This window comes from Bacillus sp. FSL W7-1085 (assembly GCF_038595035.1).
In the GTDB taxonomy this organism is placed as follows: Bacteria; Bacillota; Bacilli; order Bacillales; family Bacillaceae; genus Bacillus; species Bacillus altitudinis.
In genome coordinates, this window is sequence record NZ_CP152000.1 from 1466682 (window position 1) to 1483329 (window position 16648).

Here is a 16648-nt window from a genome sequence, read left to right on the forward strand (position 1 = left end):
GGCTTTTTATTTGTCAAAAAGAGGTGTAAAAGATGGAACAAAAAGCAGTCATTCTTGATGAACAAGCGATAAGACGAGCGCTTACCCGTATTGCACATGAAATGATTGAGCGCAACAAAGGGATGAAGGATGTCATCCTGGCCGGGATCAAGACAAGAGGTATTCATCTTGCAAAGCGCCTTGCAGAGCGCATCGAGCAAATTGAAGGAAACCCCGTGACTGTGGGTGAACTGGATATTACGCTATACCGTGATGACCTGACAAAAAAGACAGAGAATCAAGACCCACTTGTCAAGGGTGCAGACATTCCAGCTGACATTAATGACAAAACACTCATTGTCGTGGATGATGTGCTGTTCACAGGCAGAACGGTGAGAGCAGCTATGGATGCGCTTGTGGATGTAGGAAGACCATCTTCCATTCAGCTGGCTGTTTTAGTCGACCGGGGACACCGGGAGCTGCCGATTCGAGCGGATTATATCGGAAAAAACATCCCGACATCAAAAGCAGAGACAGTCATGGTTCAGCTCAATGAAGTAGATCAAAACGACCTTGTCGCTATATATGAAAAATAACCTTTTTAAATGCATTCCAGAGAGTTTGCAAAGAGGGCAATAACAGAGACACCGAGCACACGACTAAAGTGACGTGTACGGTTTTTCTAGGCCTCTTTGCGCATACTCGCAAAGAGGCTTTTTTAATGAAAAAGGACACATCTAGGAGGAAAATCATGAGTCAGCAAAAAGCCAATTTAGGCATTCGAGATATCCCAAAACCGTTCACATGGCTGTCACTCAGCCTGCAGCACTTGTTTGCCATGTTTGGTGCAACCATTCTTGTACCAAAGATCATTGATATGAGCCCAGCCGTTGCGCTCATCTCAAGCGGGGTTGGAACCATTGTGTACTTAATCATCACAAGAGGGCAAATTCCGGCGTATCTTGGATCGTCCTTTGCCTTTATCGCCCCTATCTTGAATGTAAAAGCCACCGGCGGCCCTGGAGCAGCAATGGTAGGTGCCTTTATGGCGGGTGTGGCATATGCACTCATCGCATTATTTATCAAATGGCTCGGCACAGGCTGGCTAATGAAGCTTCTGCCGCCTGTCGTTGTAGGACCCGTCATTATGGTCATCGGACTCGGACTCGCTGGAACAGCTGTTAACATGGCGATGTACGTGGATCCAAATGCAAAGGAGCTTGTTTACAGCCTGAAGCATTTAATGGTTGCAGGCTTCACGCTCGCTGTCACCATTATTAGTATGATCTTCCTAAGAGGATTCCTTAGCTTGATTCCAGTCTTAATCGGCATTATCAGCGGCTACCTTTTTGCTTTAACACTAGGCATTGTGAACTTCCAGCCGGTCATTGACGCAAAATGGTTTGCTGTACCAGACTTTGTTGTACCATTTGTCGACTATACACCTGCTGTGACCTTAAGCATTCTCACAGTGATGGTGCCGGTTGCCTTTGTGACCATGTCTGAGCACATCGGCCATCAAGTCGTATTAAGCAAAGTTGTTGGACAAGATTTTATTAAAAAGCCAGGTCTGCATCGCTCCATTTTAGGAGACAGTGTGGCGACAATCTTCGCTTCACTCATCGGCGGACCTCCAACAACGACTTATGGAGAGAACATTGGCGTCCTTGCGATCACAAGAGTGTTCAGTATCTTCGTCATCGGCGGAGCAGCGGTGTTTGCGATCTGCTTCGGCTTTGTTGGGAAAATTTCAGCATTAATCAGTACAGTACCATCCGCGGTTATGGGGGGCGTTTCGTTCCTGCTCTTTGGAATCATAGCCTCAAGCGGACTGCGAATCCTGATTGATCATAAAGTGAACTTTGAAGAAAAGCGCAATCTCATTATCGCATCAGTCATCTTAGTCATTGGAATTGGCGGGGCATTCATTGAGGTGAAACAAATCAATCTGACGCTGTCAGGAATGGCACTCGCTGCCATTACTGGCGTCCTGTTAAACATGATTCTGCCGCATCAGAAGGCAGAAGATGATGAGTCAAATGAATCGAATACCGAAAACCTTTTAAAAGAAGTCCAGTGAGGCTGACAAGGGTTCTAAACGGAGCAGAACGTGCGAAAGCACCCCTGCTTCTTTTGGAGAACCCTAAGCTGCCGAGGCTTAGGGTTTTTTTGAACCTGAAAGTGATGAAAAACTAGAGGGGGCAGAAAAAATGAATGATTTATCGACAATGAGCAGCTTGTCAAAGGAAGAAATTTTACAGCTGATTGAAGAAGCATGTGCATTGAAAAAAGGGAAACAGGAACATGGTTTAGCAGGTGAGTTTGTAGCGAACCTCTTCTTTGAACCAAGTACAAGAACGCGTTTTAGCTTTGAGGTGGCAGAGAAGAAACTTGGAATGAATGTGCTGAACCTAGACGCAGCAAGTACCTCTGTTCAAAAGGGAGAGACCCTTTACGATACAGTGAAAACACTTGAATCCATCGGTGTCAAGGCATGTGTCATCAGAGACAGTACCGACGAATATTACAAAGAGCTGATTGGGAAGGTCGGGATTCCAATCATTAATGCTGGAGATGGCTGCGGACAGCATCCTACACAATCATTGCTAGATTTGATGACGATCTTCGAAGAGTTTGGCGGTTTTGAAGGCTTAACGATCTCGATTCATGGTGATATCAAACATAGCAGGGTGGCAAGGTCCAATGCTGAAGTCCTCGCAAGACTAGGAGCGACAGTGCTCTTTTCAGGACCAGCATCCTTCCAAGATGAACAAAATCCTCATGGAACGTATGTCGAAGTGGACGAAGCCATGAAGCGGTCTGACGTGGTGATGCTGCTGAGAATTCAGCATGAAAGACACTCAGAAAAGATGGGCAACGAGGGTTACTTATCGACTTATGGATTAACAGTAGACAGGGCAAGCAAAATGAAAGAAAGAGCAATTATTATGCATCCAGCACCAGTAAATAGAGGTGTTGAAATAGATGATTCATTAGTAGAGTCAAAACAGTCAAGGATTTTTAAACAAATGGAAAATGGTGTGTATATCCGAATGGCTGTGTTAAAAAGAGCTTTTCAAAATAGCAGACTACATCAAAAAGGGAGAGATTCTGTCTATGTCATATCTCATTAAAAACGGTTTTATCTTAACAAGCACAGGGGAAAGAGTGCAGCAGGATATTAGGGTAGAAGGAAAAGTGATCCAAGCAATGGGTCACTTAGAAAGAGAAGACGGAGAAGAAGTCATTGATGCAGCAGGGCTATTTGTATCACCAGGTTTGATTGATCTGCATGTGCATTTAAGAGAGCCAGGCGGCGAGAAAAAAGAAACCATTGAAACAGGTTCTAAGGCAGCAGCAAGAGGCGGGTATACGACCATTGCAGCAATGCCGAATACACGACCAGTTCCAGATACAAAAGAACAAATGGAATGGCTGATGAATCGAATCAAAGAGACCTCCTCTGTAAGAGTACTGCCATACGCTTCCATCACGACGAGACAAATTGGCGAAGAGATGACAGACTTTGCAGCGTTAAAAGAAGCGGGCGCATTTGCCTTTACGGATGACGGTGTTGGTATTCAAACCGCAGGCATGATGTACGAAGCAATGAAAAAGGCAGCAAGCCTTGATCAAGCCATAGTGGCGCACTGTGAAGATAACTCACTCATTTATGGAGGGTGCGTTCATGAAGGAGACTTTTCAAAAGCAAATGGGTTAAACGGGATACCGTCCATTTGTGAATCGGTGCATATTGCAAGAGATGTCCTCTTAGCAGAAGCAGCGAATTGTCATTATCATGTATGTCATATCAGTACAAAGGAATCCGTTCGAGTGGTACGCGATGCAAAAAAAGCAGGCATTCGTGTGACGGCTGAGGTCTCTCCACATCACCTTCTCTTATGTGATGCAGACATTCCAGGTCTTGACACAAACTATAAAATGAATCCGCCGCTCAGAGGAGCAGAAGATCGAGAGGCACTGATCGAGGGACTTTTAGATGGCACGATTGATTTTATTGCCACAGACCATGCACCGCATACAGAAGAAGAAAAGAACGAAACGATGCAGAGGGCACCATTTGGGATTGTCGGACTTGAAACAGCGTTCCCGCTTCTGTACACACGTTTTGTGAAAACAGGGGAATGGACATTAAAAGAACTTGTTGATTATATGACCATCAAACCAGCAGAAGCCTTTGCTCTTCCATACGGAAAGCTGGAAGAAGGTCAAATCGCTGATATCACACTGATTGATTTAAACAAAGAAATGGCAATTGACAAAAAAAGCTTCTTATCTAAAGGACAAAATACACCGTTTGACAAATTGACTGTATCAGGATGGCCGGTCATGACACTTGCATCTGGGAAAGTCGTTTATGAAGAGGGGAGACTAGTAAAATGAAGAGACGCTTAGTGCTAGAAAACGGAACAGTATTCGAAGGAACAGGCTTTGGCAGCTTAGAACCGTCAGTCGGAGAAGTCGTCTTTAACACAGGGATGACAGGCTATCAAGAGATTTTGTCTGACCCGTCGTACTGCGGACAAATTGTCACACTCACTTACCCGCTGATCGGCAACTACGGCATTAACCGTGATGATTTTGAATCGATCACACCGTTTGTGAAAGGGCTGATCGTGAAAGAGCTTTGTGAAAAGCCTTCAAACTGGCGCTCTTCATACTCACTTGATGAGTATTTAAAAATGAAAAATATCCCGGGCCTTAGCGGCATTGATACACGCAAGCTCACGCGCATGATTCGAAGTGCAGGTACATTAAGAGGAGCTTTTGCAGGACCGGATGAACAAGTAGAAGACGTTGTGAGCCGCCTTCAAACGATGCAGCTACCAACAGATCAAGTAAGCCAAGTATCTGTGAAAAATGCGTATCCAAGCCCAGGAAGAGGCAAAAGAATTGTGCTTGTCGATTTCGGCATGAAGCATGGCATTTTGCGCGAACTCAATAAGCGAGATTGTGATGTCATTGTGGTGCCATACAATATCACGGCAGATGAAGTATTACAGTTAAAACCAGATGGCATCATGCTTTCAAACGGACCTGGGGATCCAGTCGATGTGCCAGAAGCGGTTGAAATGATTCAGCAGCTGATTGGAAAGGTACCACTCTTTGGTATCTGTCTAGGACACCAGTTATTCGCGCTTGCGTGCGGCGCAAGTACAGAAAAAATGAAATTTGGTCATAGAGGATCCAATCATCCAGTCAAAGAACTAGCAACTGGCAAGGTAACCTTGACGTCTCAAAACCATGGCTACACGGTTAGCGCCATTAATGAAGACGTGCTTGAAGTCACACATATTGCGCTAAATGATAATACCATTGAAGGATTAAAACATAAAGAAGCACCAGCATTCACTGTCCAGTATCACCCAGAAGCATCACCGGGTCCAGAAGATGCGAACTACTTATTTGACGAGTTCATGGACATGATTCATACAACTGAGAAAGAAGGGGAAGAAGTATGCCAAAACGCGTAGATATCAAAAAGATTTTAGTGATCGGTTCAGGTCCAATCATCATCGGTCAGGCAGCGGAGTTTGACTATGCAGGCACACAGGCTTGTTTAGCGCTAAAAGAAGAGGGCTATGAAGTCGTTCTTGTGAACTCTAACCCTGCGACGATCATGACGGATACAGAAATGGCTGATAAGGTATACATCGAACCACTGACACCAGAATTTTTAACACGAATCATTCGAAAAGAACGTCCTGATGCGATTTTGCCGACACTTGGCGGACAAACTGGATTGAACCTTGCTGTTGAATTATCAGATCTTGGTGTACTCGCTGAATGCGGTGTTGAAGTACTAGGCACCAAGCTGTCAGCTATTCAAAAAGCAGAGGACAGAGATTTATTCCGTAATCTAATGAATGAATTAAATGAACCTGTACCAGAAAGTGAAATCATCCATAATCTTGAAGAAGCGATGGCATTCACAGATCAAATCGGTTTCCCGGTCATTGTTAGACCAGCCTATACACTAGGCGGAACAGGCGGCGGAATTTGTACAAATGAGCAAGAATTAAAAGAAATCGTCGAGAATGGACTGAAGTTAAGTCCGGTGACACAATGTTTGCTTGAAAAAAGTATCGCAGGCTTTAAAGAAATTGAATATGAGGTCATGCGTGACAGCGGAGATCATGCCATTGTGGTTTGTAACATGGAAAACTTTGATCCTGTCGGCATCCACACAGGTGACAGTATCGTTGTGGCACCAAGTCAAACGCTAAGTGATCGTGAATATCAGCTGCTTCGTAATGTGTCACTCAAACTGATCCGTGCACTTGGCATTGAAGGCGGATGTAACGTACAGCTGGCGATTGACCCAGACAGCTTCCAATACTATATCATCGAAGTAAACCCGCGCGTGAGCCGTTCTTCTGCTCTTGCGTCTAAAGCAACTGGATATCCAATTGCAAAACTTGCAGCGAAAATCGCAGTCGGCCTAACACTTGATGAAATGATGAACCCAGTCACAGGCAAAACATATGCAGCGTTCGAGCCAGCACTTGACTATATTGTTTCAAAAATCCCGCGCTGGCCTTTCGATAAATTTGAATCTGCCAACAGACGACTTGGAACACAAATGAAAGCAACGGGTGAAGTCATGGCGATTGGCCGCACATTAGAAGAGTCTCTTTTAAAGGCTGTTCGTTCACTTGAAGCGGATGTACATCACATTGAATTAAAAGACGAAGCGGACATTACAAACGAAGTGCTTGAAAAGCGGATTATCAAAGCAGGAGATGAGCGTCTGTTTTATATCGCTGAGGCGCTAAGAAGAGGCTATACTGTCGAACAGATTCATGAATTCTCGAAAATTGATTATTTCTTCCTTCATAAATTGGAAGGCATCATCACTTTTGAAAAGACACTAAAAGAAAATAAAGGCAATGTAGACGTTTTAAAAGAAGCGAAAGAAAAAGGTTTCTCAGATATTTATATTAGTCGCGAATGGAATATGAATGAGGCAGATGTCTATAACCTAAGAACAGAAGCAGGCATCGTTCCTGTGTATAAGATGGTGGACACATGTGCGGCAGAATTTGAATCAGAAACACCGTATTTCTACAGCACATATGAAGATGAAAATGAATCCGAACGAACAGATAAGAAAAGTGTCATCGTGCTAGGCTCAGGTCCAATCAGAATCGGACAAGGAGTAGAATTCGATTATGCGACCGTTCATTCAGTGTGGGCAATCAAACAAGCAGGCTATGAAGCCATTATTATTAACAACAACCCTGAAACCGTCTCAACAGACTTTAGTATTTCAGATAAGCTCTACTTTGAACCACTCACTGTAGAAGATGTGATGCACATCATCGACCTTGAACAACCAGAAGGTGTCGTTGTTCAGTTTGGCGGACAAACAGCGATTAACTTAGCAGATGAATTATCAAATAGAGGGGTTAAGATTCTTGGAACTTCGCTTGAAGACCTTGACCGTGCGGAAAACCGTGACAAGTTTGAACAAACATTAGAAACACTCGGCGTGCCGCAGCCAAATGGTAAGACAGCAACGTCTGTGCCAGAGGCAGTAGCGATTGCGAATCAAATCGGTTACCCCGTGCTTGTCCGTCCTTCCTATGTATTAGGCGGCCGTGCAATGGAAATTGTGTATCAAGAAGCTGAGCTCCTTCACTACATGGAGAATGCGGTGAAAGTCAATCCGCAGCATCCAGTGCTCATTGACAAGTATTTGACAGGAAAAGAAATTGAAGTAGATGCTGTGTCTGACGGAGAAACGGTTGTCATACCAGGCATTATGGAACACATTGAAAGAGCCGGCGTTCACTCTGGAGACTCCATTGCGGTCTACCCGCCGCAAACTTTGTCTGAGGACATCAAAGCGAAAATCGCAGAATACACGATTAAACTCGCAAAAGGCCTTAACATCATTGGGCTTTTGAACATTCAATTTGTTCTATCAAAAGGTGAAGTGTATGTACTTGAAGTGAATCCGCGTTCAAGCCGGACTGTCCCATTCTTAAGTAAAATTACAGGCATTCCAATGGCGAACTTAGCTACAAAGGTTATTTTAGGAGAAAAACTGAAAAACTATGGCTACCAAGAAGGGCTTCATGTTGAGCAAGAAGGCGTATATGTTAAAGTTCCAGTCTTCTCTTTTGCAAAACTAAGAAGAGTAGATATTACACTAGGGCCTGAAATGAAATCAACAGGTGAAGTCATGGGGAAAGATGTCACAATCGAAAAAGCCCTCTACAAAGGGCTGATTGCATCAGGCATTCAAATTCCAAAAGACGGAACGGTTCTCCTGACAGTGGCTGATAAAGATAAAGAAGAAGGACTTGAGATTGCAAGAAGATTCCATTCCATCGGCTATCATATTTTAGCAACAGAAGGAACAGCAAATTACTTAAAACAAGCTTCCATTCCATCAAGTGTTGTCGGCAAAATAGGAGAAGAAGGAAAGAATCTGCTGGATGTCATTCGAAATGGTGAAGCCCAATTTGTCATCAACACCTTAACAAAAGGAAAACAGCCGGCAAGAGACGGCTTTAGAATTAGACGTGAATCTGTTGAAAATGGTGTCGCTTGCTTAACGTCACTAGATACAGCGGAAGCGATTTTAAGAGTGCTAGAGAGCATGACATTTAGAGCAGATGAAATGCCAGAAGTGAAAACGAATGCTGAGGTGACAGTAACGATATGAAAAAAGCATACTTGACGGTCGTCTCAAACCGAGAGATCGCTGATCATATTTACGAAATGACATTAAAGGGTGATCTTGTTGAATCCTTTCAAACAGCTGGACAGTTTCTTCATATAAAGGTCAGTGAATCCATGACACCGCTGCTGAGAAGACCGATCAGTATTGCCAACATTCATGCCGAAAAGCAAGAAGCAACCATCATTTACCGCGCAGAGGGAGAGGGCACAAAGCTCCTTTCCCAAAAGCGTGCGGGAGAGTCAGTCGATGTGTTAGGACCGCTTGGAAACGGCTATGACCCTTCAGTCGTTCAGGCTGGACAGACCGCATTATTAGTCGGTGGAGGAATCGGTGTGCCTCCGCTATATGAACTGTCTAAGCGGTTAACGAAAAAAGGTGTCATCGTAAAACATGTTCTCGGTTTTCAATCGAAAAAGGATGTATTTTATGAGGAGAAGTTTCAAGCACTCGGAGATACGTTTATCGCAACCGTTGATGGGACATATGGTTCGAAAGGTTTCGTGACAAATGTCATTGAAGAGAATGAGCTGGACTTTGATGTCTTGCTTTCCTGTGGACCGACACCTATGTTAAAAGCACTAAAAGACTCTTATCCCGACAAGCCTGTCTATATTTCAATGGAAGAACGAATGGGCTGCGGAATTGGTGCATGCTTTGCTTGTGTCTGTCATACCGATCAGCACGAGAAACCGTACGTTAAAGTTTGTCTGGATGGACCTGTTTTTAAAGCGGAGGAGGTGGCGCTATCATGCTAAACATCGAATTACCCGGCTTATCTTTAAAAAATCCAATCATTCCTGCATCAGGCTGTTTTGGATTTGGAAAAGAATTCGCATCATTATATGACCTTTCCTTGCTGGGTGGCATCATGATTAAAGCCACGACCCTTGAACCGAGATTTGGCAACCCGACACCGAGGGTAGCTGAGACAGGAGCCGGTATGCTGAATGCGATTGGTCTCCAAAATCCAGGTCTAAAAGGCGTGCTTGAACATGAATTACCTTGGCTTGAGCAGTTCGATACCCCTATTATTGCCAATGTTGCTGGATCACAAGTTGATGATTATGTTGAAGTAGCAAAGCAAATTAGTCAAGCAAGCAATGTTCACGCCCTTGAACTGAATATCTCGTGTCCGAATGTGAAAACAGGCGGAATTGCCTTTGGGACCGATCCAGAAATGGCGGCTACATTGACAAAAGCTGTTAAGGAAGTTTCCTCCGTTCCTGTTTATGTGAAACTGTCACCTAATGTAGCCAATATCGTTGAGATTGCTAAAGCGATTGAATCGGCTGGAGCGGATGGACTCACCATGATCAATACCTTGATTGGGATGCGTTTAGATTTAAAAACAGGCAAACCCATTCTTGCCAATAAAACAGGTGGATTATCAGGTCCTGCTGTAAAACCTGTTGCCATTCGAATGGTGCATGAGGTCAGTCAGGCCGTTTCTATTCCGATTATTGGGATGGGCGGGGTGCAAAGCGCTGAAGATGTACTTGAATTTTTACTAGCTGGCGCAAGTGCGGTAGCTGTTGGGACAGCCAATTTTGTGAACCCATTTATTTGCCCGGAAATCATTGATGAACTGCCGAATGTGTTAGCGGCTTATGGGTATTCATCTGTAGAGGAATGCATCGGAAGGAGCTGGAAACATGAAGCACTTGCCCATCATCGCGCTTGATTTTCCATCAGGACAGGAGGCGCACGCCTTTATAGATCGTTTTGAAGGCACTCCATTATTCGTAAAGGTCGGCATGGAGCTGTTTTACCAAGAAGGTCCTGCCATTATTGACGCACTGAAAGAAAAAAATTGCCGTATTTTCCTTGATCTGAAGCTTCATGACATTCCAACAACCGTGCAAAAAGCGATGAACAGGCTTGCTGCACTTGGTGTTGATTTGGTGAATGTGCATGCAGCCGGCGGGAAAAGAATGATGCAGGCGGCCGTAGAGGGGCTTGAAAGCGGAACCCCTGCCGGGCAAAATCGCCCAGGCATTATTGCAGTGACCCAGCTGACAAGCACGTCAGAAGATATGATGAAAAAAGAATTACTAATTGACCGCCCATTGCAAGAGGCTGTGCTTCATTATGGACAATTGGCATATGAAAGTGGACTTGATGGTGTGGTGTGCTCTGTTCATGAATCAAAACAGCTTCATGAACAAATCTCTCCTTCCTTTCTCACTGTGACGCCAGGAATTCGCTTACCAAATGATCAAACGGATGACCAAAAGCGTGTGGCGACACCTGCCTTTGCCAAAGAACAGGGTGTTTCACAGATTGTTGTGGGAAGATCGATCACAAAAGCCACAAACCCAGTGGAAGCTTATCAACAAATTTTGAAAGAGTGGGAGTGACTGCCGGATGAAAACGAAAATCGCGAAGCATTTATTACAAATCAAAGCTGTCTCTTTAAAACCAGACGAACCATTTACATGGGCGAGCGGTATCAAATCACCGATTTACTGTGACAATCGCCTCACCTTGTCTTATCCTGAGGTCAGAGGGGACATTGCGGAAGGTTTAAAAGACTTGATTCTCACTCATTTTGAAGGAGCGGAAGTTGTCGCAGGTACAGCTACAGCTGGCATTCCTCATGCGGCATTAGCAGCTGATCGTCTGAACGTACCGATGTGTTATGTAAGAAGTAAACCAAAAGCACACGGAAAAGGAAATCAAATTGAAGGAGCCGTATCACCTGGACAAAAGGTGGTTGTCGTAGAAGACCTCATCTCAACTGGAGGCAGCGTTCTTGAAGTTGTGGCTGCTCTAGAAGAAGAAGGCTGTGACGTACTCGGAGTTGTTGCGATCTTCACTTATGGACTGCCAAAAGCAGCTGCGGCTTTTCAAGAGAAAAACATTCCCTATGTTACGCTGACAGACTATGACACACTGACAGAAGTGGCACTTGAGCTAAAAGCAATTGAGCCTTCTGCTATGAATAAACTAAAACGCTGGAGACAGGATCCTTCGTCTGAATCTTGGATGGAAGAAACGGTCTAAAAAGCTTGTCTTGTTTTAAAAAAGCTGTGCTGCGCTGCACAGTTTTTTATTTGGTTAAAAATAGTAGAATAGACTCAAATTCAAATAAAAACTAATCCTATCAATAAAGTCGGGTTGACTTTTGTTTGAATTGTGTTAATATTTAATACAAATTAAAACTCTTATCCAGAGAGGTGGAGGGACTGGCCCGATGAAGCCCGGCAACCTGCGATTTGCAAGGTGCTACTTCCTGCAAAATGATTCTATTTTGAAAGATAAGGAAATCGTGAGCTTCCTCATCTTTCTTTCGGACTGAAAGAAAGTTTTTTTATTTTAACGGTGAGGAGGAAGAGGAGATGGAACTGAAACAAAACCAGGATGAGGACTTAGTGAAGCATATGCAAGAGCTGATTGGGGATATGAAATTCGGTTCAATTACGTTGATCGTTCAGGACGGTCAAGTGATTCAAGTGGAAAAAAATGAAAAAATCAGATTAAAGTAGTGCGGAGAATAGCAATAGAAGCAGTACTCCGGAAGGGGAGAAACAATGTTAACTTATGAAAATTGGCAAGAGCCGTCCATTACATTTCAAGAGGACGATTTGTATAAAGGGGCCCTATCTGTGCTGAAATGGGCGTACGGCCACTATGGTGATCAGCTCGTTTATGCATGCAGTTTTGGCATTGAGGGCATTGTCCTGATCGATCTTATTGCGAAAGTAAAAAAAGATGCAAGAATTGTCTTTTTAGATACAGGTCTGCATTTCAAGGAAACATACGACACCATTGATGCAGTTAAGGAAAGATATCCTGGGTTAGACATCGTGCTGAAAACACCTGAGCTGACGGTGGAAGAGCAGAATGAGCAGCATGGTGATAAATTATGGGAAACGAATCCTCAAAGCTGCTGCCATATGAGAAAGGTCATTCCATTGCAAGAGGCACTATCTGGCTATCCGGCATGGCTGTCTGGTTTAAGAAGAGAGCAGTCGCCTAAACGAGCAGGTACGAACTTCTTAAATAAGGATGAAAAATTCCAATCAGTCAAAGTATGTCCGCTCATCCACTGGACGTGGAAGGACATATGGAGATATGCGTCTAGAGAGGATCTTACTTATAATCCGCTACATGACCAAGGATATCCAAGCATCGGGTGTGCACCTTGTACACAGCCGGCATTTACTGCTGATGATTTGCGTTCTGGAAGATGGTCAGGGACAGCAAAGACTGAGTGCGGATTACATGAGTAAGGGAGCATAATGTATGGAAATCGCCGCAATTTTATTTAGCTTATTCTTTGCTTTAAATATTGGCGCAAGCGGAGCAGCCGCTTCGATGGGCATCGCATATGGTTCAGGTGCGATCAAAAAGCCAATATACGCGCTCAGCGTTTGTGCGGTTGGAATATTAGCAGGTTCAGTGATTGGCGGCGGTGAGGTCGTCAAAACGATCAGCTCCGGGATTATGCCGGAATCTGTCATCACACTTGAAATTGTGTGTATCATCATTGGCTCGGCCGCATTATCACTTTTCATAGCGAATCTCTTGGCCATTCCTTTATCCACAAGTGAGGTCACAGTAGGAGCTGTGGTCGGTGTGGCAGCCGCATATAAAGTGCTGTATGTGAAATCGATCTTAGTCATTGTCTCTTTTTGGGTGATTATTCCGATTGTTGCCTTTGTTTTTACCTTTGCTGTTGTCAAAATCATCAGATTGTTCCCTAAACGGACGTTATCCAAAAAAGGTACATTGATCTTATCTGTTGTTTTGATTATCAGTGGGTTTTTAGAAGCATTTTCAGCCGGCATGAACAATGTCGCCAATGCGGTCGGCCCGCTTGTCGCATCAGGTGTTTTATCAGTCGGGCAAGGAACCCTTTACGGCGGAATCTTTGTGGCCATTGGGGCGCTGCTTCTAGGAAGAAGGGTACTAGAAACAAACGGAAAGAAAATTACACGCTATCAAACGGGTGAAGGCATTCTATTATCGAGCACCGGTGCAGGACTTGTCATCGTCAGCTCTATATTCGGACTCCCTGTTCCCCTTACTCAAATTACCTCCTCGTCCATTATTGGGCTTGGTATGGCAAAGGGTGGACCGAACATTTTTCATAAACATGTTGTGAAAAAAATGCTGAAGGTATGGGTTGTGTCACCTTTCTTATCACTTAGTCTATCTTATTTGCTGGTAAGCCTTTTCTTAAAAGGAGACTATTACTCTATCTTTATCATGATGAGTGTACTGCTAGCTTCACTAGGTGCACTGAGTCTTATGAAGGCAGTTAAAAATGAGAGCAGCTCGATTCATGAACAGGGCGGCGGGATTTAAATATAAATCCGACTATTAACATCTAATAAATATGAACATTGAGAGGAAGATGAACAAATGAGTTTAACACCACATGGTGGCGTATTAATTAATCGAGTAAATGAAGAATTTGATCTAAGCACAGCTGCGAAAGAAATTGAGCTGGATGCCATCTCTTTTGCAGACCTTGAACTCATCGCAATTGGCGGGTATAGTCCGATTGAAGGGTTTTTAACGAAAGCTGATTATGAAGCAGTTGTCAGCAGTATGCGACTAGCAAGTGGTGTCGTTTGGTCTCTTCCGATTACTTTGCCTGTCACAAAGGAAAAAGCAGCGGAGATCAATCAAGGTGACATTGTTCGTCTATCGTATAATGGAACAGTATACGGGGTCATTGAGGTGGAAGATCAATACACACCTGATAAGGAAAAAGAAGCAGTGAATGTGTATAAAACAGATGACCGCAATCACCCAGGCGTGAAAAAATTATTTGAACGCGGTGATACGTATATTGGTGGTAAAATTACACTGACGAAACGCAGTGAAAAACCTTTCCCGCAATTTACGTATGAGCCAGAAGAAACAAGAAAACAGTTTAAAGAAAACGGCTGGAAAACCATTGTCGGTTTCCAAACGAGAAACCCAGTCCATCGTGCGCATGAATACATTCAAAAGACAGCACTGGAAACAGTGGATGGTCTATTTCTAAATCCACTTGTTGGTGAAACAAAATCTGATGATATTCCAGCAGATGTAAGAATGAAAAGCTATCAAGTGTTACTGAACGGTTATTACCCGAAAGACCGCGTCTTTTTAGGTGTTTTTCCTGCTGCCATGCGTTATGCTGGACCAAAAGAAGCCATTTTTCATGCGCTTGTGCGTAAAAATTATGGCTGTACACATTTTATTGTCGGCAGAGATCATGCAGGTGTTGGTGATTATTACGGCACATACGAAGCGCAGGAGCTATTTGAACAATTTACAAGCGAAGAAATTGGGATCACACCATTAAAATTTGAGCACAGCTTTTACTGCAATACATGTGAAGCCATGGCAACACCAAAAACATGCCCACATGATAAAAGCGAACATGTCATTCTTTCAGGTACAAAGGTTAGAACGATGCTGAGAAATGGTGAATTACCACCGAGCACGTTCAGCCGAAAAGAAGTCATTGAAACATTAATCGAAGGATTAAAAACGACGGTATCTTAAAGGAGGGTATGACATGAGCAACGAACATATCGTGTGGCATGATTCATCTATTACTAAAAAAGAATATCAACAGAAAAACAACCATACAAGCGGGATCATTTGGCTGACAGGACTAAGCGGTTCAGGTAAATCGACGATCGCCAACGCAGCGGCTCGAGAGCTGTTTGAACAGGGGTACCAAGTGACAGTCCTTGATGGCGATAACGTACGCCATGGACTCAATAAAGACTTAGGCTTTTCAGATGACGACAGAAAAGAGAACATTCGGCGCATCGGTGAAGTGGCGAAATTATTTGTTGAGCAAGGAACGATTGTCATTACTGCTTTTATTTCACCATTTCAAGAAGACCGCCAAATCGTAAGACAGTTAGTCGAAGACGGAGAATTTCACGAAGTGTTTGTGAAATGTGATCTGAACGTGTGTGAAGAGCGTGATCCAAAGGGATTATATAAAAAAGCAAGAAACGGCGAAATTCCATTTTTCACGGGAATCGATTCACCATACGAAGAGCCAGCTGCGCCTGAGCTCGTCCTAGATACAGGTGAATTATCACGCGAGGAGTCAAAACAGCGCCTTGTTGATTATGTAAAGGATAAAACGAAATAATCGCCTGATGGCAGGGGGAGAAAGCAAGATGGGGAAAGTATACATTGTTGGTGCCGGACCGGGTGACCCAGACTTAATTACACTAAAGGCCCATAAGGCAATACAGCAGGCAGATGTCATTTTATATGATCGTCTTGTCAATCAAGAGATTCTTGCCCATGCCAAACCGGAGGCGGAGTTGATCTATTGCGGCAAACTGCCGAATCATCATACGATGAGACAGGAAGCGATTAACGAAGCACTTGTTGCTCATGCGAAGGAAGGGAACATAGTCGTTCGTCTAAAAGGCGGTGATCCCTTTGTATTTGGCCGTGGCGGTGAAGAAATCGAATGCTTAGCTGAGCATGGTATTCCGTATGAAGTTGTCCCGGGGATTACTTCTGGCATTGCAGCGGCTGCTTATGCAGGCATTCCAGTCACGCACCGAGAATTCAGCTCAAATGTTGCGTTTGTGACAGGGCATTATCAAAAGGATGAACATTTTGAAGAAAAGTGGGAAGCGCTGGCGACGGGGATTGATACCCTTGTCATTTACATGGGCGTCAAAAACGTGGAAAGAGTTCAGCGGCTGCTTTTGAAAAATGGGCGGAATCCTGAAACCCCAGCTGCGTTTATTCACTGGGGTACGACCACAAGGCAAAAGACGACTTGCTGCACGGTGGCGACACTATCTGAAACGGTTGAAAAAGAAGGGATCGAGCACCCAAGTTTAATCGTGGTAGGAGATGTCGTTCACTTTCATCAAAAGTTGAACTGGTTTGAACCAGCACTGATTGAGAAATGAGAACAAAGGTGAAAAGACACGTGTGGACATCGTGTCTTTTCGTCTGAATAAAACTAGGGTT

The 16648-nt window shown here is 44.0% G+C and carries 16 protein-coding genes and 1 riboswitch; all 16 genes read left to right on the forward strand.

Going from position 1 to position 16648, the window contains the following annotated elements:
• The first annotated feature begins 32 nt into the window (after positions 1–32).
• The 16 genes from pyrR to cobA all read left to right on the forward strand — a co-directional run bounded on the left by pyrR (position 33) and on the right by cobA (position 16587).
• Positions 33–575, forward strand: coding sequence for a bifunctional pyr operon transcriptional regulator/uracil phosphoribosyltransferase PyrR (gene pyrR, locus MKY11_RS07440; protein WP_007499718.1), 543 nt, complete (start codon positions 33–35; stop codon positions 573–575).
• A gap of 155 nt (positions 576–730) precedes the next feature.
• Entirely contained in the window at positions 731–2059 is a 1329-nt protein-coding gene (locus MKY11_RS07445; protein WP_342501976.1) for a solute carrier family 23 protein, read from the forward strand.
• 130 nt (positions 2060–2189) lie between these two features.
• Positions 2190–3113 (forward strand): aspartate carbamoyltransferase catalytic subunit, encoded by a 924-nt coding sequence (locus MKY11_RS07450; RefSeq protein ID WP_017367206.1) that lies wholly within the window; start codon positions 2190–2192, stop codon positions 3111–3113.
• Entirely contained in the window at positions 3097–4383 is a 1287-nt protein-coding gene (locus MKY11_RS07455; protein WP_035392124.1) for a dihydroorotase, read from the forward strand. Before MKY11_RS07450 ends, MKY11_RS07455 begins: the two co-directional genes overlap by 17 nt.
• Positions 4380–5474 carry a carbamoyl phosphate synthase small subunit gene (locus tag MKY11_RS07460; protein WP_019743288.1) on the forward strand — a complete coding sequence of 365 codons (1095 nt, stop codon included), beginning with the start codon at positions 4380–4382 and terminating at the stop codon, positions 5472–5474. The genes MKY11_RS07455 and MKY11_RS07460 overlap by 4 nt, the downstream gene beginning before the upstream one ends.
• Positions 5459–8674, forward strand: coding sequence for a carbamoyl-phosphate synthase (glutamine-hydrolyzing) large subunit (gene carB, locus MKY11_RS07465; protein ID WP_061419028.1), 3216 nt, complete (start codon positions 5459–5461; stop codon positions 8672–8674). Before MKY11_RS07460 ends, carB begins: the two co-directional genes overlap by 16 nt.
• Positions 8671–9447 carry a dihydroorotate dehydrogenase electron transfer subunit gene (locus tag MKY11_RS07470; RefSeq protein ID WP_007499709.1) on the forward strand — a complete coding sequence of 259 codons (777 nt, stop codon included), beginning with the start codon at positions 8671–8673 and terminating at the stop codon, positions 9445–9447. The genes carB and MKY11_RS07470 overlap by 4 nt, the downstream gene beginning before the upstream one ends.
• Positions 9441–10373, forward strand: a complete 933-nt coding sequence (locus MKY11_RS07475; RefSeq protein WP_017359348.1) for a dihydroorotate dehydrogenase — start codon at positions 9441–9443, stop codon at positions 10371–10373. Before MKY11_RS07470 ends, MKY11_RS07475 begins: the two co-directional genes overlap by 7 nt.
• On the forward strand, positions 10345–11049 hold the full coding sequence (gene pyrF, locus MKY11_RS07480; RefSeq protein WP_017367211.1) for an orotidine-5'-phosphate decarboxylase: 705 nt from the start codon (positions 10345–10347) through the stop codon (positions 11047–11049). The genes MKY11_RS07475 and pyrF overlap by 29 nt, the downstream gene beginning before the upstream one ends.
• Positions 11050–11056: 7 nt before the next feature.
• Positions 11057–11695, forward strand: a complete 639-nt coding sequence (gene pyrE / locus MKY11_RS07485) for an orotate phosphoribosyltransferase (RefSeq protein WP_017359346.1) — start codon at positions 11057–11059, stop codon at positions 11693–11695.
• 158 nt (positions 11696–11853) lie between these two features.
• A riboswitch (SAM riboswitch) is annotated at positions 11854–11956 on the forward strand.
• A 74-nt stretch (positions 11957–12030) separates the two neighbouring features.
• Positions 12031–12177 carry a YezD family protein gene (locus MKY11_RS07490; protein WP_008344920.1) on the forward strand — a complete coding sequence of 49 codons (147 nt, stop codon included), beginning with the start codon at positions 12031–12033 and terminating at the stop codon, positions 12175–12177.
• A gap of 45 nt (positions 12178–12222) precedes the next feature.
• Entirely contained in the window at positions 12223–12924 is a 702-nt protein-coding gene (locus MKY11_RS07495; protein WP_008344917.1) for a phosphoadenylyl-sulfate reductase, read from the forward strand.
• Positions 12925–12937: 13 nt separating this feature from the next.
• Positions 12938–14002 carry an inorganic phosphate transporter gene (locus tag MKY11_RS07500; RefSeq protein ID WP_008344915.1) on the forward strand — a complete coding sequence of 355 codons (1065 nt, stop codon included), beginning with the start codon at positions 12938–12940 and terminating at the stop codon, positions 14000–14002.
• Between the two features lie 57 nt (positions 14003–14059).
• The gene (sat, locus tag MKY11_RS07505; protein ID WP_045034247.1) at positions 14060–15196 is read left to right on the forward strand and encodes a sulfate adenylyltransferase; all 1137 of its coding nucleotides are present in this window, start codon (positions 14060–14062) and stop codon (positions 15194–15196) included.
• 13 nt (positions 15197–15209) lie between these two features.
• Positions 15210–15803, forward strand: coding sequence for an adenylyl-sulfate kinase (gene cysC / locus MKY11_RS07510; protein WP_008344911.1), 594 nt, complete (start codon positions 15210–15212; stop codon positions 15801–15803).
• A 28-nt stretch (positions 15804–15831) separates the two neighbouring features.
• Positions 15832–16587: a uroporphyrinogen-III C-methyltransferase gene (gene cobA, locus MKY11_RS07515; RefSeq protein ID WP_035700704.1), complete on the forward strand. Its 756-nt coding sequence runs from the start codon at positions 15832–15834 to the stop codon at positions 16585–16587.
• The last annotated feature ends 61 nt before the right edge of the window (positions 16588–16648 follow it).